General features: G+C 34.8%; 17 protein-coding genes. 2 read left to right on the top strand and 15 right to left on the bottom strand.

Annotated elements, in window-relative coordinates:
* Positions 1-248: 248 nt before the first annotated feature.
* The 14 genes from Megvenef_RS00180 to mnmA all read right to left on the bottom strand — a co-directional run bounded on the left by Megvenef_RS00180 (position 249) and on the right by mnmA (position 16,912).
* Positions 249-2,204 (bottom strand): tetratricopeptide repeat protein, encoded by a 1,956-nt coding sequence (locus tag Megvenef_RS00180; RefSeq protein ID WP_322775995.1) that lies wholly within the window; start codon positions 2,202-2,204, stop codon positions 249-251.
* 217 nt (positions 2,205-2,421) lie between these two features.
* Positions 2,422-2,943: a TIGR00645 family protein gene (locus Megvenef_RS00175; protein WP_322775994.1), complete on the bottom strand. Its 522-nt coding sequence runs from the start codon at positions 2,941-2,943 to the stop codon at positions 2,422-2,424.
* A gap of 66 nt (positions 2,944-3,009) precedes the next feature.
* Positions 3,010-4,479, bottom strand: coding sequence for an amino acid permease (locus Megvenef_RS00170; protein WP_322775993.1), 1,470 nt, complete (start codon positions 4,477-4,479; stop codon positions 3,010-3,012).
* Between the two features lie 282 nt (positions 4,480-4,761).
* Positions 4,762-5,940 (bottom strand): branched-chain amino acid transport system II carrier protein, encoded by a 1,179-nt coding sequence (locus tag Megvenef_RS00165; protein WP_322775992.1) that lies wholly within the window; start codon positions 5,938-5,940, stop codon positions 4,762-4,764.
* 177 nt (positions 5,941-6,117) lie between these two features.
* Positions 6,118-6,735, bottom strand: a complete 618-nt coding sequence (gene rpsD, locus Megvenef_RS00160; RefSeq protein WP_322775991.1) for a 30S ribosomal protein S4 — start codon at positions 6,733-6,735, stop codon at positions 6,118-6,120.
* A gap of 179 nt (positions 6,736-6,914) precedes the next feature.
* Positions 6,915-7,520, bottom strand: coding sequence for an SAP domain-containing protein (locus Megvenef_RS00155; RefSeq protein ID WP_322775990.1), 606 nt, complete (start codon positions 7,518-7,520; stop codon positions 6,915-6,917).
* Between the two features lie 16 nt (positions 7,521-7,536).
* Positions 7,537-8,250 (bottom strand): phosphoribosylaminoimidazolesuccinocarboxamide synthase, encoded by a 714-nt coding sequence (locus tag Megvenef_RS00150; protein WP_322775989.1) that lies wholly within the window; start codon positions 8,248-8,250, stop codon positions 7,537-7,539.
* 136 nt (positions 8,251-8,386) lie between these two features.
* Positions 8,387-9,025: an exopolysaccharide biosynthesis protein gene (locus Megvenef_RS00145; protein WP_322775988.1), complete on the bottom strand. Its 639-nt coding sequence runs from the start codon at positions 9,023-9,025 to the stop codon at positions 8,387-8,389.
* Between the two features lie 79 nt (positions 9,026-9,104).
* Positions 9,105-10,367 (bottom strand): M16 family metallopeptidase, encoded by a 1,263-nt coding sequence (locus Megvenef_RS00140; protein WP_322775987.1) that lies wholly within the window; start codon positions 10,365-10,367, stop codon positions 9,105-9,107.
* A complete protein-coding gene (locus Megvenef_RS00135) occupies positions 10,367-11,380 on the bottom strand; it encodes a glycosyltransferase family 4 protein (protein ID WP_322775986.1) in 1,014 nt (337 codons plus the stop codon). The genes Megvenef_RS00140 and Megvenef_RS00135 overlap by 1 nt, the downstream gene beginning before the upstream one ends.
* Before the next feature lie 42 nt (positions 11,381-11,422).
* Positions 11,423-12,673 (bottom strand): histidine--tRNA ligase, encoded by a 1,251-nt coding sequence (gene hisS / locus Megvenef_RS00130; protein WP_322775985.1) that lies wholly within the window; start codon positions 12,671-12,673, stop codon positions 11,423-11,425.
* A 15-nt stretch (positions 12,674-12,688) separates the two neighbouring features.
* The gene (locus Megvenef_RS00125) at positions 12,689-14,218 is read right to left on the bottom strand and encodes a hypothetical protein (protein WP_322775984.1); all 1,530 of its coding nucleotides are present in this window, start codon (positions 14,216-14,218) and stop codon (positions 12,689-12,691) included.
* 178 nt (positions 14,219-14,396) lie between these two features.
* The gene (locus Megvenef_RS00120; RefSeq protein ID WP_322775983.1) at positions 14,397-15,809 is read right to left on the bottom strand and encodes an amino acid permease; all 1,413 of its coding nucleotides are present in this window, start codon (positions 15,807-15,809) and stop codon (positions 14,397-14,399) included.
* Between the two features lie 17 nt (positions 15,810-15,826).
* Positions 15,827-16,912, bottom strand: a complete 1,086-nt coding sequence (gene mnmA, locus Megvenef_RS00115; protein WP_322775982.1) for a tRNA 2-thiouridine(34) synthase MnmA — start codon at positions 16,910-16,912, stop codon at positions 15,827-15,829.
* A gap of 172 nt (positions 16,913-17,084) precedes the next feature.
* Here mnmA and yidC point away from each other — a divergent pair, with 172 nt between their 5' ends.
* Together yidC and yihA are read left to right on the top strand one after the other, a co-directional pair.
* Positions 17,085-18,782, top strand: a complete 1,698-nt coding sequence (gene yidC, locus Megvenef_RS00110) for a membrane protein insertase YidC (protein WP_322775981.1) — start codon at positions 17,085-17,087, stop codon at positions 18,780-18,782.
* Positions 18,772-19,374: a ribosome biogenesis GTP-binding protein YihA/YsxC gene (yihA, locus tag Megvenef_RS00105; RefSeq protein WP_322775980.1), complete on the top strand. Its 603-nt coding sequence runs from the start codon at positions 18,772-18,774 to the stop codon at positions 19,372-19,374. Before yidC ends, yihA begins: the two co-directional genes overlap by 11 nt.
* Here the strand turns inward: yihA and Megvenef_RS00100 are convergent.
* Positions 19,371-19,637 carry a hypothetical protein gene (locus Megvenef_RS00100; RefSeq protein WP_322775979.1) on the bottom strand — a complete coding sequence of 89 codons (267 nt, stop codon included), beginning with the start codon at positions 19,635-19,637 and terminating at the stop codon, positions 19,371-19,373. The genes yihA and Megvenef_RS00100 overlap by 4 nt on opposite strands.
* Positions 19,638-19,641 lie beyond the last annotated feature (4 nt).

Here is a 19,641-nt window from a genome sequence, read left to right as displayed (position 1 = left end):
AAAAAATGAATGTGCGGTGATTTATTTTTGAAATTCTTGAAATTATATCAAAAATTTAGAGTTTTGACGGAGAGACTTTCTAATAGTAGAGTAGGTAGAGCTCTTTCTCATGCCTGGAATTTTTACCGCAATTAAATGGTAATATTTTCTATAATCTAATAGCAGTTGCGATAACTACTAATTAAGAAAGTATAATTGATTATGGTTAGAAAAAGATATAGTTTCTTTTTCTAACCTAAGTAAGATATTCAATAACTTCCGTCGCCTGTCCATTCTGCGCCTAAAACGTTAACTATCTCAGGGCTATCTCCAACTGGTGGTTGTGCTAATGATAAATATTCCATATATTTATCGTGATCACCAAGAGTTTTATACGTATTAGATAATTTTAAAGTCACCTCTAGATCTTTTGGAGTTATAGCAAAGACTTTAAGGAAATAGTCTAATGCCTTTAGAGAGTTATCTTGCATAATATACAAATCACCTATACGGGTATAAATTTTCTCTTTAGATACAAATTCCTCTACGAGATCAATTTCAATTATTTTTTCTAAGGCTTCCACAGTGTTTGATGTTGCAAAGTGCTCAATTGATTTGGTACGGTACTCAAGTGTTTTGTGGGTATCATATTTGGATAGCTTGAGATAAGTTTCTGCTATCTTATGGTGTGCAGAAGATAAATTAACCGTATCATCTGGTGAAATAGCTCCAATTTTACCTTTTTGTATTATAAGGATTTGTTCTAAGTTCTTATACTGAGTAGACTGTAATCTTTGATGCATGCCTGGTGTATCTGTTGCCTGGCTTTCTATAAAATATACAATATTTATTAATAAATCAATAATACGATCAGATATAGGGGCGTCTATACTCATCAGCTCTACACATTTTGTATAATGAGATAAAGCTAAACGCGCGTCTGATTGAGAGAGGGCAGCATTTCCTGCCTCATTGTAAGCATAAATAAGATAAAGAGTGTTTTTAGGGTTATTTGCTAATTCTGATGCTTTTTTAAACTGTTCAATAGCACTCTCATAATTTTTTGAGTTAAGATAAGTTACTCCCCAGCCATTATAAGCTTTAGCAAGGTTTACAATAAATGGTTTTGTATCTGGACGTACTTTCAATCCTTCGTTAAGTTCTACAATTGCTTGTTGGAAATCGTGTGAATTATAACAAATTGTAGCCTTTTCGTAATAACCTTTCGCAAGGTTGTCGATAATATCGGGGTCGTTATCTAGTTTCAATGCCGCTTTAAATTGCTCAATAGCACGGTCATACTCCTTTAACACAAGATGGCCTTTTCCTGATTCATTATGAGCTGTAGCAAGAAGCTTACTAGTAGAAAGTTTAGGTAGGTTTTGAACAGTTTTTATTTTCAATGCTTTCTCTAATTGCTCAATAGCGTGGTCATAGTCCTTTGAGGCGAGATAATTTTTCCCTAATTCATCATGAGCTGTAGCAAGAAGCTTACTAGTGGAAACTGTAGGTAATTTTTGGGCAGTTTTTATTTTCAATGATTCTTCTAGTTGCTCAATAGCTCGGTCATAATCCTTTGATGCGAGGTGGGCTTCTCCCAATTTATAGTGGGCTTTAGCAAGAAGCTTACTAGGAGAAAGTTTAGGTAGTTTTTGAACAGTTTTTATTTTCAATGATTCTTTTAATTGCTCAATAGCTCGGTCATAATCCTTTGATGCGAGGTGGGCTTCTCCCAATTTATAGTGGGCTTTAGCAAGGCCTTTATACTTCTTCATACCAGTATCTAAGGATGCTACTTTAAATTGTTCAATAGCTCGGTCATAATCTTTTGATACGAGGTAAGCTTCACCAAATTTAGTATGAGCTTTAGCAAGTTTTCTATTTAAAAATCCAGTTTCTGGCGCTAACGTTGATGCTTTTTCTAATTGTTCAATAGCTTGGTCATAGTTCTTTGATGCAAGGTGGGCTTCACCAAATTTGGTATGAGCTTTAGCAAGGTTCTTAATTAAAGGCACATTACCTAGACTTAGTAGTAATGCTTCCTCATAATGTTTTATTGCCTTAGTATAATTCTTTGATAATAGTGCTTCGTTACCTAATTTTGTATTATATTCTACAAAATATTCTGGTTCAAAATTATCACTAGGAGAACTGCTATCAGTGGGTGATTCTGATGACTTTAGTTTTTTCATACTACCTGAATGGCCTGAGGTTTGTCTTTTCATAAATATTTATTTATTTTTTTAATTTATTAATATTATACACTAACATTAGCGTTATATATTATAATATATAATACATAAAAATCAATAAATATTAATATTTTAATAATAACGAATTTTTATATTTAATAAAGGGTGGAATTTAAAATGGTAAGTGTAATATGTTTTGGTAGGTAATTTATGTTTAAATAAAAATAATGTAATTCTTATCTTATATAGATTATTTCTTTTTCTTGATTTTTGTGCTCGCGGCAATTCGATCCATAACGGCTAACAAAACTCCGGAAAATACAAAAGCAATGTGAATAATAACCATCCATTTAATTTCGTTTTCTGATGTTTTATGCACATCCATGAAAACTTTTAGCAAATGAATTCCTGAAATGGCAACGATTGAGGCAATGAGTTTTAGCTTCAATGCTGAAAAATCAACAGATCCATGCCATTCTGGTTGATCTTTGTGATCATCAAAGTCGATTTTTGAAACAAAATTCTCGTAACCTGAAAAAATGACTATTAGTAGTAAGTTGCCGGCAAGAGATAGGTCTATTAATGAAAGAATGCCGAGTACTGCTTCATTTTGTGTAATAATGGGAATACTGGTAATGAAGTGCCATAATTCCTGTATAAAGCTACATAATAGTACAATTAATGCGCCAATAAGGCCTATATAAAAGGGGGCCATCAGCCAACGGCTGGCAAATAGACCTTTTTCTATAATTTTTTCTATTTGTTTAGACATATACTTCAACTCAAATGACTATAGTTAAAAACTATAGTCGAGTATCATCTAAAGAGCAATAGAGCTTTATTTACTACGTTTTGGGAAAAGGTCTTTAAATTGCAAAGGTCTAGTTGTGTCGTCAACTTTCTTATAATTATGGCGCTTAGTATTAAGCTTATATATAGCCATAGGGACCACAAAACTAAGGACTCCAATAACAAATGCGATTTTATAAGTGTAGTGATCATTTAACAACAAGAACACTAAGCACGCTAGCATTAGGAGGATTGCAGCAATCCCAGTATAAGGAGAATATGGCGTTTTAAAATTTAAATCATCAGTCGTATAACCAGCTTTATATAAGCGTTTGCGGAAATTAATTTGTGCCCAACAAATTGATATCCATGCCATTAAACCGGTAAAACCAGAAACGAGTAAAAGAGAAATATAAATTACTGATTGCCCAAAAAAGTAACCAAAGGCGAGTACTGACCAAATTGCTATTAGTGTAACAACTACAGCATTTTGAGGCACAGCATTACCATTAAGTAAAGCAAGCTTGCGAGGAGCCATACCTCCGCGAGCTAGAGCATTTAGAGCTCGTACAATGCCATATAGCCCTGAATTAGAACAAGAAAGAGCCGCTGTAAGTGTTACAAAGCTTGTAACCACGCCAGCCCAATGCAATCCATAATAATTTAATGCGTCGGCAAATACTGGGTTATCTAAATTAGCCTTGCTCCATGGGAAGATGAGTACTAGGCAAAATACAGGAATGATATAAATAAAGAGGATTCTCAAAGTAACATTTCTGATAGCATGAGGTATCATTTTTGCAGGATTAACTGATTCGCCAGCTGCAAGGCCGATAATCTCAGAGCCTTGGTAGTTTACTAGCAATAAAATCATTGCGGTTAATAGGGCTGGAATACCGTTTGGAAATAGACCACCTTGGCCAAAAATAAATTTCCCACCAATAAATTCAGACGGTTGATCTCCATGTATAAAACCAAAGAAAATCAATAGTGCTATTATCACAAATGCTATAAGAGCAAGTATTTTGACTAGTGATAGCCAGAATTCAATTTCACCAAACATTCCGACTTTAGTTATATTTACATATGTGATGAGAAGTCCAAAAAGCACAGCCCAAGCATGACCATTGATGCCAGTAAAGTACTCCATTATAATACCTCCAGCAATACATTCTGCTGGAATATAGGCTATCCAACTGATCCAGTATGACCACCCAACTCCGCAAGCTACAGAAGGGGAAATGAAATCAGATGTGTAAGTAACGAATGACCCAGATATAGGGATAGCGACTGCTAGCTCTCCCATACATAACATAGTAAGAAAAACTATTAATCCGCCAAAAATATAGGCAATACAAACGGATGGACCGACTTGGTTAATTATTTCTCCAGTTCCGAGGAAATATCCTGAACCGATGATGCCTCCTAATGTAATCAATTGAACATGGCGGTCCTTTAGCCCGCGCTTATACCCACCATCCTTAACCGGTTTAGTACTTTTGTGTTTATGCTCAATCATTAACTATTTTGTCTCATAAAAAATAAACAGTGGAGTAACTATATAATCCTTTATAATAATTAATTCAAGCATTATTTTTTGAATTTAGCACGAATATTATCTACTTTAAAACTCCATCGCCAAACATGGCCAGATGAGAGAAAACTTTTCCTATTACAAGGGATTTATTATCACTTTTTTGTTTAATAGTAAATTTAGAGAGAAATTTAGTATAAGGTGCAATGAATCAGGTCTCTATTAATGAGAAAGAGGCAAGTAACAAAGCACCAGTACTAATCAAATTTATAATATCAACATCATCGCCGTAATGCCGTAGAAGATAAATATTTTTAACTTATGAAAACTGCTTGTACAGATTGACATTATAGTTAGTGCAATTAATCCTGGATATGAAATATCAAGCAATGGGCCCAAAATAGAGGCAATACCATCGAAATCAAGTAAAGATATGGCAAAGGATGCTATGGTTGATATAAACAGTACCAGAGGAAAACGCTTATCCCCAATAAAACTAAATGAACACAGATATTTGGCATATATGCTATTAAGCGCAACAGCTGTAGTTAAACATGAGAAAATTATAATAATTGCAATTACCAGGGCCCCATTATGTCCCAAAAGATGATTTGCTATTGCCGGTAACACTAATTCACCTGGGAGATCGTGTGCCAAGTTTTTGTAATGAGAGCCTAGATATACAAAACCCAAATATATTATACTCAGTAAAATGGCGCCAAAAATACTTGGGCCGAGCGCAGCTTTAATTATAGATTTATTATCTTTTTCTGGGAACAAAGCCTCAATTTGTTTAAAGATCAAGCTTGCGAAGAAAAATGACGCGAATAAGTCCATTGTAGCATATCCACGAAAAAACCCATCAATGAAGTTATTAGTAAACACCTCATTACTTGCTGTAATTGAGTCCCCTTTGTAAAAGCCAATAATAATTAATCCTAATAGAAAAAATAATAGTATTGGGGTCAGGACTTTACCCAATATGGCAAACATTATTTTATCGTTTAGGCAGACGATGTAGCACAAAACACAAAAAATAATACTAAAAGCCAAGAGAGGAATATCGTTATACAAGAACTCTAAACCACCGTGAGCAACAGTGATGCATCTTGGTATCACGCCAAATGCCCCCAGAAGAGAGAGAGTAAAAAGTGGAATAGCGTATTTAGCTATTACGCCGCCTTGTGCAAAGAATTTATTATAATCTCCTTGATAAAGCTTAATTACAAAAAGTCCTAAAAAGGGTAATATGATCCCCGTTAGAAAAAAACCACAAAAACCTGCAAGCCAATTGTCAGAATTATTAACCCCAACCATAATAGGAAAAACTAGATTTCCGGAACCAAAGAACATTGAAAAAATTGAAAACCCGTATAAAAAAATATGTCGATTCATGGCAAATACTCCCGTAAAAATAACCTCTTTCTCTTGAACAAAGAGAGGCATTAAAAAATAAATATGTGAAGTGAAAAGTAGGGATATTTGTGGCTAGCCAGCCACAACGACAGAATGGACAACAAATTGTTGTTTCGAGATAAAAGATTTAAAATTTTCTAACATCATCATCAGATAATCTAAAAACAACAAAAGGGAGAAACAAAACCAGTTTCTCCCATAATACTATTAATTTGAGTAATACTCAACAATTTTCCCGAAGTTTGGTTCAAATGGGTAAGGAATGTCCGATATCATAGGAACCCTCAAAATTTCACCAGACATTTTGCCTGGATCCACTGAAAGATATTCTGGTACACTTCTTTCTTGTTTTTGTGCAGTTTCAACAAACGTTGGTATTTGCTTAGAGCGATCTTTTAGTTCAATCTTATCACCAACGTTAAGTCTTTGGCTTGGTATATTAACTTTCTTACCATTAAGTCTTATGTGGTTATGAGATACTAACTGTCTTGCTGCAAATATAGTAGGTGCTAAATTCATTCTGTATACGATCATGTCTAGCCTTTGCTCAAGTAGGCCAGCAAAATTTTCTGCCGTATTGCCCTTCATCTTTGCTGCGAGTTTGAAAGTATTGCTGAATTGCTTTTCTGTTACTCTACCATAGTGTGATTTTAGAATTTGCTTAGCCTGCAAATGCAAACCATAATCAGAAGTTTTAACTCTCCCAGTCGGTCCATGTTGTCCTGGGCGATAATTCTTAGTATGGAAAGGATCTTTACCATCTCCCCAGATGCTTGTGCCTAACCGTCTACTAACTTTGTATTTTGCTTTAATAATCTTTGTCACTTAACTACACCTTATTACAAGTTTAAGATTGTTCGAGTGGGCAGTATATAAACAGTTTGATCAAAAGTCAAACTCATTTTTTATACTATAATTTCCTCTTCGAAGCTAGGTAGTCGACCTATGTAAATCTTGCTTGATTCACTTATGCCTGAAGCTCTATAAGTTTACTTAATACATATTTAAGCTAATTTACTATATTTGTGACAAACGCTCAGCATAAACTTATCAACATAATTTTTATGCTGATGCCTTTTGGTGTTCCAATTTCTTAAAATAGCCTCTTTAGTTGTATCAGGATTATCTTCTATATATTTTTGGACAAAGTTAATATAAGCCCATTCCGCCTTTGGCACTACTGGAGCTTGTTTTCTTGCTATATATTCACTTTGCCATATTTGCGCAAATTCCTGGAAAGTAGGGGGGTCGCCTGCCATCCACCTATTCTCCAACCAGTCAATCCCGAAGGCTGTAAAATGAAAATGTGAACCTATCAGTTCCTTAAAAAACATCCGAGTTTTTAAATCGTTTTTATAAGCCCCCTTTAGTATTAAAGAGTTAAGAGAAAGTTCCTGAGCTGTATTTCTTTTAACACAAGAAATTGAAGGATAACTTGGTAAAATAAGTTTTTCACCTGTTTCAACAAATTTTATAATTCTAAAAATGAGGTTAATTTTTTTGCCTTTTGTAGAAAGAGATAGTTTTGTACATAAACCTCTGAGTTCGTGAACATGCAAATAGTGCAGACTTTCTTTTAAGCTAGAGATACTAAGATGATTATGGATCATACAATAGCTCAAGTTACTATTTTTTTATGTTTAGTCGTTTTTGAACTTCTTGATATGCAGCAATTACCTTTTCTGGGTTATCTTGAGCCACTTCATAGCATAGCTTTTCATTAGACTCCATGTCCCATAATTTACAAGTATCAGGCGAAATTTCATCAACTAACATTGACATAAAATCATCGCCATTGAAAACTCTGCCAAATTCAAGCTTTATATCTACCATGCGAATTTGAGCAGTGGCAAAAAGCCCTGCTAGAAAATCATGTATACGTATAGCTTTATTTTTCATTTCTTTGAGCTCGTATTTACTCATCCATCCGAAGCTAATAATTTGAAACTCATTGATGATTGGATAATTCAACTCTTTATTTTTGATTCTAAAGTCAATTATGGGAGAGTCGAAAACAAAACCATCTTCCATACCGAAGTCTGTAACGTACCTGCCGCAGGCCAAGCTGCATAAATGTACTTGAATGGGGTATACATCTACAAATTGAACTAATTGTTGGCGCATATTAGTTTTTTCAATCAAGTGATTATCAATGCCAATCATGTCAAGTTTTTGCATGATATATGCAGAAATGCTATTGTTTATGACTCCCTTTCCAGAAACCTCAATTACTTCATCCTTGGATATTTTTAAAGTATCGTCGAAAGACATTATGAGAGCATAGTCTTCATCTGATTGGTAAAGAGTTTTTGTGGATCCTTTATAGATTTTTTCTTTCATCGTTATAGCCAATTTGTCTTAGAAGTATCTCTATAAATTTAACCAGTTTTAACTTGTGCTTAGATGATAGTACTCTACACAAGTTTATGCCACAAAGTAATTAACATTAATATTTCATAAGTTAACTTACTATAGATTAAAAAATAGAATGAAATATGTATTTAATAGCTACCCAACTTGCTAGAACTGCGCCAATGGCTACAAGTAACCCAATTACTGTTATAAAAAACCCCACAATAATGACTAGTCCATCTCTATTTAAAAGACCTAGAGCCATCACTGCAATGCCCAGGGCTGGAATAGCGTTAGTCAGCGGAATTGGTAGAGCAACAGAAAATGCAGCAAGCAAACTTATGAAACCGATAAATTGTTCGCAATAAACTGATTTGGCAAATGAAAACCTAGGTTTAACATATTTTTCAACCGATACAAGTCTAGGAACAACTTTATCGCTAATAGCTCTCAGAGTAGAATTTTTAAGCTCATAATCATTAATTTTTTGAGGTAAGCTAACTTTTTTATTACCAAGGAGCATTTGGATAGATAATATCATCAAAGGTATTCCCATAACAGTCGTGAATCCAGGTGGATAGGGTAGTGGAATTGCGACTGGCAAAGAAAAAAATATCATTGCAAGCAAAATACCATTCTCATGAAAATCTTCCATTAATTCAGAAATCTTAGTTTTGCCGCCTTTTTGTTTTTGGCCAACTTTTTCTAATATTTCCGAAACAAAGGCGGTATCTAGTAGTTTAGGTTTTCTGTTTTTAAACATACACTATCTATAATTAATTCACCTAAGTTGGAATAAGAAATGGTATTATAGTATATTATTATCGGCTCTAAAGATACAGTTATTTTGATAAACTACGAGCTATAAAATTAGTGCTTAGATCAGAGCTTGGGGATCCTATAATTGATAAAGTTGGTTGAGATGAGAATATTTTCTCAGCACTTTTTACAAGATCGTTATTTTGGGTAGAGTTTATAATTTTCATTACTTCTTTGACAGTAAAATATTTTCCAAAGATTGAAAAATTCTTGCCAATTTCTTCTGATTTATATTCAGGCCTTTCTTCAGCCATATAAATATTTGACTCTATTTGAGACTTAGCCCTTATCAACTCTTCTTCTGAAATACTTATTCTTATTTTATCAATCTCATTGTTTATATTGTCTAGTACACTCTCAACATTGCTATGATCTGTTGCTGCATGAATGCTAAAAATTCCGCTATCACTATAAGAATTCAACCAACTGCCAATACTGTAAGCTAAACCAAGTTCTTCTCTTATCTTCTGGAATAATCTTGAAGATAGACCTCCACCAAAAATTATTGACAAGATTTGTGCATGATAGAAGGTCTCAATGTTGCTATAAGATACACCTTCAAAACCAAGTGCAATAGTAGTTTGCTCTAAATCTTTTTCTATAATTTCTATTCCTCCTTTATATTGAGCTGTCATACATGATCGCTTCTCAGACTCAGAAAAAGATGAAAATAATTGCTCAACTAGATGAACGGCAGCATCATGATTAATTTTTCCTGCAATTGAGATAACAATATTGTTGGCAGTATAATGCTTACTCATGTAGCTGGTAAATGCAGGTTTATCAAACTTAGCAATATTCTCTACGGTGCCAAGGATTGATCTTCCGAGTGGCTGATTTGGATATGCCAGTTTATAAAATTTCTCATATACCAAATCATCTGGGTTATCCTTAACTTCAGCTATTTCTTGTGAAATTACGTTGAATTCTTTAGTGATCTCATCAGAACTAAACACTGAGTTCTGTAAAATGTCAGCTAAAATAGTCATAGCTTGTTTTGTATGTTGGCTCAGTACTTTTGTATAGTAAACTGTATTTTCTCGGCTAGTATAAGCGTTAAAATGCCCACCAATTGTATCAAATTCTATGGCTATTTCTGTGGCTGTTCGATTACTTGTACCTTTGAAAGCCATATGCTCAAGAAAATGAGAGATTCCAGATTCCTGTTCGGATTCGTATCTGCTTCCTACTTTGACTAGGACGTTGATTGTTACAGAGTTTACATGCTCCATAGAGTAAGTAACAACGTTTATTCCATTTGATGTTTTGCTTTGAAGAAAACTCATTATTTAACAATCTCCTTTAGTATATTTGAAAGTTTTTTTGACACTATTTTTATATCATATTTTTCTTTAAGCTGGGAATATGCCATGCTTGATAGTTTATGTGCCATTCTAGGATCAATGATTAGCTTTTCTAATTTATTGTATAAACTTTGGCTTGATTCAATATCGGCTAGTAACCCATTTTTTCCTTCCGTTATGAGCTCTGCTGGTCCTCCGGAAAATGTGGCAACGATTGGTTTGGAATGTTCCATTGCTTCTAGAAGAATGATACCAAATGGTTCGTTGATCGAAGGAAGACAAAAAATATCAATTTGTTTAAAAAATTCGTCTTTGTCAGTTACCCAACCATGGAAAACAACTAGTTTTTCTAAAGCGAGTTCTTTAACTTTTTTCTCGAGAATAGCTCTGTCTTCTCCATCTCCACCGATTAAAAGAACTATATTGTGACCAGCTTTTTTTAACATAGAAAATGCTTCGATCAAATAGACAAAACCTTTTTTGCTGACAAATCTGCCCAAAGCTCCAATTACAATAGGAGAACTATAATTGATAGGATTATAACTATGCTTGATTCTTATCATATTTGGCAAACTAAGTAGCTTTTTCTCTTCTATTTCATGTTTAAGTAAGTGTTCTTTAAGTTCGTTAGTTAAGGATATAACGTAATCACATTTTTTTAAATATTTATAACTATAATTATGAGATACTCCAATAATTATAGAATTTCTTTGCTTAAATGCTTTAGCGAAATTAATAGCTCTGTTGCCATGACAAATAATGACTTTTGGCTTGTAGAATACAATAAGAATTCTGAGGAGTATTTTTGAAAAAATACACCAATGTCCTATATTTGGCAAACTATGATTACTTTGTAGTAGCTGGTTAATTTTTGCGCTCATGCTTGAGATATTAATCACTTCATGATTATGCATCTTAAGCGCTTCAGAGTAATCAAGGTAGGCCTGTTGAATGCCTCCAAGATCTCTTGACATCATGATATTGAATACACGCATTTTTATAGTATAGCTCCGTACTTAATGTAGATGCTAATTGATTTAATCATTACAAGGTTTAACGACTTTAAGCATTTCAGCTATTGTAACAGTTTGCTCAACCCCAGTATCCAAATCCTTAAGCTTATAACTATTAGTATTTAATTCCTGAGTGCCAATAAATATAACATATTTTGCCTTGGCCGAAACTGCAGCCTGGAGGCGTTTACCTATTTTCCCATCAAATTCGATAATCGCTGAAATATTTATTTTGCGTAATTGGTTAATCAACAAAATTGAATAATCCAAGCATTCATTACCAATAGGAATAATATAAGTTGGTCGCTCCTGTTCTAGAGAAATTTTACATATCATGGCCAAGCGTTCTATTCCTGCTGCAAAACCAATGGCTGGAATTTCGTCCTCTCCCATAAGCTGCGCTAGACCATCATACCTTCCGCCGGCAAGAACTGTGCTTTGTGCTCCAAGCTTTGCAGTTGTGAATTCAAACGTTGTATGTGAGTAATAGTCAAGTCCCCTTACCAACTTCGGATTTATTACATAATTTACACCTAAATTATCCAAATGGTGCCGAACTTGCTTAAAATACTCTTTCGCTTCGTTGGAGTAAAAATCAGAAATTACGGGCGCGTCTTTTGAAATAAGCCTGTCATTCTCATCCTTTGAATCTAATATTCGGAGAGGATTTTGTTCCAGACGTTGTTTGCTGTCAGTTGATAGATCACTTAAATAATTTTTAAAATAAGCAACTAGAGCTGTTTGATAGGATTTTCTTGTTTCAGAACATCCGAGCGAGTTTAGCTCTAATGTTATATCTTCTAATATGCCAAGGTTGCTTAAGAAATGAGTAGCAAAAGCTATTGTTTCTGCATCAGAGTAAGAGCCTAAAGCTCCTATATATTCAAAATTTACTTGGTGAAATTGACGTTGTCTTCCTTCTTGCGGGCGGTCATAACGAAATAATGGACCGCTAGAGAATAATTTTAATGGTAGTTTGTGTTTTAATCCGTTCGAAATAACGGCTCGCATTATGCTTGCAGTAAATTCTGGACGCAGGGCTACTAATCTTCCCTTTTTATCGGCAAAACAATACATCTCTTTGCTAACCACATCAGATGTGTCTCCTAATGTTCGATCAAACACACTGGCAGATTCTAATATTGGAGTACCAAATCCATCATAACCGTATAATTTTCCAGTTTGTAGAGCGATATTTTCTATGTGCTTAGCAATGCGCCACTCGTGTGGAAGAAGATCTTTCATGCCTCGTAAGGGCGCTAAATCACTTGACATGAAGCAATCTCATTATCAATTTTGTTTTTCATTAGGCATTTCTTTCATAAACTTAACAACACGTTCATCTGTTAGTAAGTCTAAAATTCCTTTACCATTGATCTTGAATTCAAAATTTTCTAGATTAAAGCTTATATTTGATTCGAAATTATCCTCTTCCTTTAAGCTATCTTTTTTATCAAAAGCTGATAAAAATCCTATTCCATTGTTTTTAATATTTTCTACTATAAGGTTAACGTTGTTTGTATCTATATTTTCTCTTTGTAATAATAACTTTATGCCTCCGTCATATAGATCGGAGATCCCAGAGATCAAGAGTTTTGGTGTAACTAGCGTTAAATTACCATCGTATTTTTGTTCTTTTAGTGAACCATTTGAATTGATATTAAGATTATCTATTATAAACTCTAAAGAATGATTTGCATTCCGAGATGTCACATCATAGTTGATGTTGAACAACAAATTTATTTTTTTAGTATCTAGATATTGGTCTAATAAACCCTTTATATCTTGTTGGGAAAAAGCTTGATTAGTTTGATTAGTAATTGAGTTTGCCAGCTCAACAAGTAACCCAGCAATATCTTTCTTTTGCTCGTCATTATAATTTTTTGTTAAAAGCATATCCAAATCTGACGTTACAGTATTTCCATCGCCTGCTAGCTTATAGCTGAATGAATCAAGGGTATAAGAATTGCCGTAAGACTCTTTGATAGAAAGAAGATAGCTATCTGAGGTGAAACTAAAATTCTTGTATATTTCTATAGGCTCCAATTCCCCATTTAAAGCTGCAACAATATTTTCAACATGCTTTTTGTCCAGTTTAACAGAAGACTCAGAATTATAATCAATCGGACCTAATTTATTAAGAATTTTGCCATAATACTCTTCAATTTTTTCAAATCTCTTATCAAAATTATTTTGTTCCTGAGCTAAATTTGGCACCAACTCTTCAAACATATATTTGAAATATTTTGACTCTGGATTTGATTCAATGCCATCTATGTCAAGTTTAAGGGTTGCATTATAAAAACCATTTTGATCTAGTTTGCTGACTAAGCTTATATTTGATTTTTTTAAATGAGAAATCTGGGAATTATCACTTGCAAAATATGCATTAGCTTCACCAGAAGTTATAAGGATATTAATGTCATCAAATTTGTTGTTAAGTAACGATCTGTTGAATTCAATTTTCTTGTCCTGAGCTGAAAAATATATTTCTGTTTTGCCGCTCCCGCTTTTGAATTTGTCGCTTATAAACTGGGCAATTATTTTATCATTGAACGGGTTATAGCAGGCAACCACTTGATCACTAAACATTTTGAGTGACTTAGATTTAGGGAAAATAGTAACATCTTTAAGAGTAATCTTAAATTTGAATTTTTCAATAACGGCGGAATCTGTATCAGCATTTACTATATATTCACTACCCTTAATTCTTGGCAAGATTTCGTCTTTGGCAATTTGTTCAAATTTAGTTGCCATATAGACCCAGGCAATTATGGAAACAGATAACAACAAACCTAGAGCGACAGTGATTTTTCTCATATCAAACAACCTATTTTAATCAAAACTTATATTTATTTCTAGAGCTTGCAAACATCATGAGTGCAAGTAGCAAAATAGTTTTTTAGATAATTTTCAAAATCTATATCAGAGAATATAAAGTCAAAAACTACGTACATCAAGTATATTCTTTTATCGTACTTGGAGTGCAAACGTCAAATCAAATAACCTTTTCTATAGGTTTTTTAGTTTTTAAAAATGAAGTTTTAATTACATAAACTATAAACACAACAATAAACCAATAGATTAGCAGTTCTCCAGTAAACATCAATTCTCCTTCTTTCGAAATAATCTGCTTAAATAGCAAATACACGCAAGCAAGAAGACCTACTGGAGCAATAACAAATAAAGCCGGGCACTTAAATGAGCGTACGACATCTGGCATTTTTATTCTAAAAAGCATTACAACCATCATGATAACTATATAATCGATTAATGCACCCATGCTGGACATTTTTGCAATAACTTCAAGTGGAACTAGACCAGCGAGTATTGCGATAAGTCCAGAAAAAATCAATACAGAAATATAGGGACTATCATATTTTGGATGTATTTTTGCAAAGTGTTTAGATACCAAACCGTCTCTTGCCATTACATAAAAAATACGAGATTGAGCATATATATTCATCATTATTACAGTAGTCATACCGCAAATTGCTCCGGTGGCTACAATAGCTGAGCCAATTTTGCTGTTATTTACGGCCAACGCATGTGCCAATGGTTGGCTATTATCCAAGAGTTCAAAAGACACTATGCCGGTAGCAAGGCCGCCCACAATAATGTATAAAACAGTAGAGAGAACAAGAGAGCCTATAATACCTATTGTCAAATCTCTCTTAGGGTTTTTGCACTCTTCTGCAGCTGTGGCCAAGGCGCCAAAGCCAGTAAAAGCAAAAAATAGAATTGATGAGCCAAGTAGTACGTCATCAAACCCATAGGGCATAAAATTATCCCAATTTGTGATTTCAAAATGAGGGGCTGCTACGAATACAAAAACAGCAATTGCAGCCATTTTAATGAATACCAATATAGCATTTACACGCTTACTGTCCTTGGTTCCGCGATATAGCAAAAAAGCTACGAAAGCTACGATTAATATTGCCGGAAAATTAACTATCCCTCCGTTTAATGGCCCAGCGGTGTATGCTACGGGAATGTGCACTCCACCCGCCTCTAAAATACTGACAGCGTAACCAGACCATGCAGTAGCAACAGCGCTTGCAGCAACGCTTAGTTCTAGGACCATAGCACCGCCAACTAACCAAGCAAAAAGCTGTCCAAAAGCGACGTAAGAATAAGTGTAGACGCTACCAGATGTTGGTAAAAAACTTGCGAGTTCTGTATAGGCAAGGGCAACGAAGATACAAACAACGCCAGCAATCGCATAAGAGAGCATAACAGCAGGGCCGGAGTACTTAGCTGCCACAAATCCGGTAAGAGCAAAAATACCTGTACCGATGATACCACCTAGGCCAAGTAGCACAAGGTCGTAAGCTGTAAGGGTTTTGGCAAGGCCACTGGTGTTGCCGGCTTCCCTAACTGATTCAAAACTCTTTTTCGTTAGATAGCTCATTAGTTTTTGTACCTTAGTTAGTTAATTTCTCTCGTTATCCATCCGCCACCAAGCATCCTGGTGTCATGATAAAAAACGCATGCTTGTCCAGGTGTTATAGCTTTTTCTTCTTCAAGAACGCTTACTTCAATTTGCCCATTATTTACGATACTTAACCTTGCTTTTACTCCAAGGGTAGTCGACCGTATTTTAGCGATTACTTCAAGGTTTAATGGGGACAAATCGGTTGCCAACCAGTTCACATCCTTGAGTAAAAACTTTGTTTTAACAAGCGCAGATTCCGGACCAACATAGACTGTATTTGTTTCTGGGTCAATTTTTATTACATATATAGGTTCACCGAACGCGATACCAAGACCCTTTCTTTGACCAACGGTGTAAGCTATAATGCCTTTATGTTCGCCGAGGTCGTAGCCGTCGATATGTACAAACCTACCTGGTTTATTTGCTTCTGGGCGAAGTTTATTAATAACATCACGATAATTGCCATTTGTCACAAAACATATGTCTTGGCTATCTGGCTTATCTGCAATCTCTAATCCAAATTCCTTGGCAATTTTTCTGGTTTCCTGTTTGCTTTGTCCACCAAGAGGAAACATTAGGTAGTCAAGTTGTGCTTGAGTAGTCGAGAACAAAAAATAACTTTGATCTTTTTCTTCGCTAACGCCCTTATGAAGCTGGGCGATGCCATTATTAACAATTTTTTGAACATAATGACCTGTAGCTAGAGCATCAGCATTTAATTCCTTTGCAGCTTTCAAAAGGTCGTTGAATTTTACTGATTGGTTACACCTAACGCAAGGCAAAGGCGTTTCTCCGCGCATATAACTGTCAGCGAAATCGTCGATTACTTCTTGTTTAAATTTGCTTTCATAATCAAATACGTAGTGAGGGAATCCAAGTTTGTCGGCTACTACTTTAGCGTCATATATATCTTGGCCAGCGCAACAAGCTCCTTTTTTTTGCGTTACAATGCCGTAATCGTATAGTTGCAGGGTAATGCCTATTACCTTATGTCCGGCTTTATGCATCATAGCGGCGACTACTGAGCTGTCAACACCTCCTGACATTGCAACTACGATGGTTTTTCTATCTATAGACATGAGATTAATACAACACTTAATAAAGTTGCGCAATTATATTAAGTTTTGTCAATAAAAGCAAGTTATGTATATTTTATCATATATGTTATGAACTTATTCATGTTCGCAATTATGCCTTGATTAATATTCAATAATAATATAGAAGTTCCATATAAAAAATATTATTTAGAATATGAATTATAGCTTCGTAAATCTTGTTGCGGCAATTGCTTTGTCCGTTGCAATTATCTTTGGCTGGCAGCATTTTTTTGAAAGACCAAGGTTATCAAAGCTTGCAGAGCAAAACACAGCTTATAGTCAACAAATGGACAGCTTAAAAAAGCAAAGTGCAAATGTTGAAAAAGAGGTGTTCGTTGATCGTAAGCAGGCAATTATAGCTAATTCTCGTGTGCAGATAAAATCTGAATTGTTATCTGGTTCTATTTCTTTAAAAGGGCTTCGCTTTGATGATTTGACTCTATTAAAATACAGGCAAGAGATTGGTGAGAATAGTCCAGCTGTTGAGTTGTTTTCTCCTTCTAATTCAGAAAATTCATATTTTGCTGAGGTTGGTTGGTGGGGTAAAGATAAAGCAATAACTTATCCAGATTCCGCAACAAACTGGCATTCTGATAATGCAGAGCTTGTAGCTGGTGGTAGTGTTAATTTATACTGGATTAGTCCTGAAAAAGTTAAATTTAATGTATCGATATCATTGGATGAAAACTACCTGTTCAGTATAAAACAATCTGTTGAAAACCATTCCGCTAAACCAATTTCTATTCAATTTTATGGCTTAATTAATAAAACCCATGAAAACAAACCAGACAATATGGTCAATATTTTGCACCAAGGCATGATTGGGGCAATTAAGGGAGAGCTGCAGGAATATACTTATGATAAGATTAAAGATGAAAAAAAGCACGCCTTCAATGGAGAAGTGAATTGGCTTGGGATTACTGATAAGTATTGGCTTGCTGCGTTCGTACCGGATAAAGCCGAGCAATATATAGCCAATTATAATTTTGCCATAAAGCAGGGTAAAGATAAATACCAGTCTGATTTTATCACTAATGAAAAGTTGATTGAAGCTGGTGGTAGTTTCGAATTGACGCACCGTTTATTCGCTGGTCCTAAGAAGGTTGACCTGCTTGATAAATATGAAGAGCAGTACAATATTAAGCTATTTGATAGGGCGATTGATTTTGGTTGGTTCTATATACTTACAAAACCTATCTTCAACGCTATGAATTATTTCTATAGCTATGTCGGTAATTTTGGTATCAGTATCATGATTGTGACCATCTTGATTAAACTTGCGATGTTTACTTTGGCTAATAAGTCATACCGATCCATGAAGAAAATGAAAAAGCTTCAGCCAGAAATGGAGCGATTGAAGGAATTATATGCTGATGATAAAGCAAGATTAAATCAAGAAGTGATGTCTTTATACAAGAGAGAGAAGGTTAACCCAGTTTCTGGGTGTCTGCCCCTGTTGGTGCAAATACCGGTGTTTTTCTCTATATATAAGGTGCTATATGTTACGATTGAAATGAGACACGCGCCATTCTTTGGTTGGATCAAAGATCTCTCTGCTCCGGATCCGACTACTATTTTTAACTTATTTGGTCTTTTGCCGTTTACTCCTCCGTCCTTCCTGATGCTTGGTGTGTGGCCGTTATTTATGGCAATGACTATGTTCTTACAGCAAAAAATGAGTCCGCAGCCAACTGATCCAGTGCAAGCTCAGGTGATGAAATTTATGCCGCTGATGTTCTTATTTATGTTTAGTGGATTCCCGGCTGGCTTGTTGATATATTGGTCTTGGAATAATATATTATCTATTGTTCAACAGTTTTATATAAACAAACTGGATACGAATGGCAGCTGAACTTAGTATTAAGATTTTTCGTCAAGAGGCTAAATTTGTAGCTGGCGTTGCAAAGCCAGAACAACTTCCAAAACTGTTTCTTCCCCAATTTGCTTTTGTTGGTAAGTCGAATGTTGGTAAATCAAGTTTGATAAACACTATATGTAATAGGAAGGCTTTAGCTAGAGTGTCTCATACTCCGGGGCGTACGCAGCAAATCAATTTTTTCTCAATAGCTGACAAACTAATGCTAGCAGATTTTCCTGGGTATGGGTTTGCTAAAGTGTCTGCTAATCAAAGGATTTCTTGGGGTAAATTGATAGTTTATTATTTGCAAAACAGTGATCTTTTGCGGATGGTAAATTTGTTGATTGATGCTAGAAGAGGCATCAAAGAAAATGACATCGAGATTATGCATCTGCTAAAATCTTGCGATAAGGAGTTTCAAATTATTTTTACCAAAGCTGATAAAATTACGGCAATAGACGAATTCACTACCCAGATGCGTCAGCAATTAGCTGATTTAGGCTTCGTCTGTAATATAATAATTACCAGTAGCAAAAATGGAACTGGAGCAAAAGAGCTGCAAGGTAGCATGCTTCGAGAGCTTTAGGAATCTTCCCTTTCAATAACTAACTCTCCGATCAATGGTTGGTCTTTCGAGTCGTCTAGTGGATTATTGTTGTGTGAGCCTAAAAGCAATGAGCATTTTTTTGATTGTTCATAACTTAAGCCACTTCTGGGAGAGCAAATAAACAAATCATGGTAGCTCTCTGGTGCAGATTTGCTGATAATAGGGGTATAAGGTAGTTTTTGCGATATTGGTATAGGTTCGCTTCTTGGTATTATTAATGGGCGTGGTGCTTTTTTAGACATAAAA

It is taken from the genome of Candidatus Megaera venefica (genome assembly GCF_034554655.1).
GTDB lineage: Bacteria > Pseudomonadota > Alphaproteobacteria > Rickettsiales > Rickettsiaceae > Megaera_A > Megaera_A venefica.
The sequence above is the reverse complement of the archived record's forward strand: the minus strand, read 5'-3'. Positions and strand labels throughout refer to the sequence as shown.

What these genes read in the sequence shown, in the direction of transcription:
- Megvenef_RS00180 (WP_322775995.1), bottom strand. Translation starts at nt 2,204, where the DNA reads ATGAAAAGACAAACCTCAGGCCATTCAGGTAGTATGAAAAAACTAAAG.
- Megvenef_RS00175 (WP_322775994.1), bottom strand. Translation starts at nt 2,943, where the DNA reads ATGTCTAAACAAATAGAAAAAATTATAGAAAAAGGTCTATTTGCCAGC.
- Megvenef_RS00170 (WP_322775993.1), bottom strand. Translation starts at nt 4,479, where the DNA reads ATGATTGAGCATAAACACAAAAGTACTAAACCGGTTAAGGATGGTGGG.
- Megvenef_RS00165 (WP_322775992.1), bottom strand. Translation starts at nt 5,940, where the DNA reads ATGCCTCTCTTTGTTCAAGAGAAAGAGGTTATTTTTACGGGAGTATTT.
- Megvenef_RS00155 (WP_322775990.1), bottom strand. Translation starts at nt 7,520, where the DNA reads ATGATCCATAATCATCTTAGTATCTCTAGCTTAAAAGAAAGTCTGCAC.
- Megvenef_RS00150 (WP_322775989.1), bottom strand. Translation starts at nt 8,250, where the DNA reads ATGAAAGAAAAAATCTATAAAGGATCCACAAAAACTCTTTACCAATCA.
- Megvenef_RS00145 (WP_322775988.1), bottom strand. Translation starts at nt 9,025, where the DNA reads ATGTTTAAAAACAGAAAACCTAAACTACTAGATACCGCCTTTGTTTCG.
- Megvenef_RS00140 (WP_322775987.1), bottom strand. Translation starts at nt 10,367, where the DNA reads ATGAGTTTTCTTCAAAGCAAAACATCAAATGGAATAAACGTTGTTACT.
- Megvenef_RS00135 (WP_322775986.1), bottom strand. Translation starts at nt 11,380, where the DNA reads ATGCGTGTATTCAATATCATGATGTCAAGAGATCTTGGAGGCATTCAA.
- hisS (WP_322775985.1), bottom strand. Translation starts at nt 12,673, where the DNA reads ATGTCAAGTGATTTAGCGCCCTTACGAGGCATGAAAGATCTTCTTCCA.
- Megvenef_RS00125 (WP_322775984.1), bottom strand. Translation starts at nt 14,218, where the DNA reads ATGAGAAAAATCACTGTCGCTCTAGGTTTGTTGTTATCTGTTTCCATA.
- Megvenef_RS00120 (WP_322775983.1), bottom strand. Translation starts at nt 15,809, where the DNA reads ATGAGCTATCTAACGAAAAAGAGTTTTGAATCAGTTAGGGAAGCCGGC.
- mnmA (WP_322775982.1), bottom strand. Translation starts at nt 16,912, where the DNA reads ATGTCTATAGATAGAAAAACCATCGTAGTTGCAATGTCAGGAGGTGTT.
- yidC (WP_322775981.1), top strand. Translation starts at nt 17,085, where the DNA reads ATGAATTATAGCTTCGTAAATCTTGTTGCGGCAATTGCTTTGTCCGTT.
- yihA (WP_322775980.1), top strand. Translation starts at nt 18,772, where the DNA reads ATGGCAGCTGAACTTAGTATTAAGATTTTTCGTCAAGAGGCTAAATTT.
- Megvenef_RS00100 (WP_322775979.1), bottom strand. Translation starts at nt 19,637, where the DNA reads ATGTCTAAAAAAGCACCACGCCCATTAATAATACCAAGAAGCGAACCT.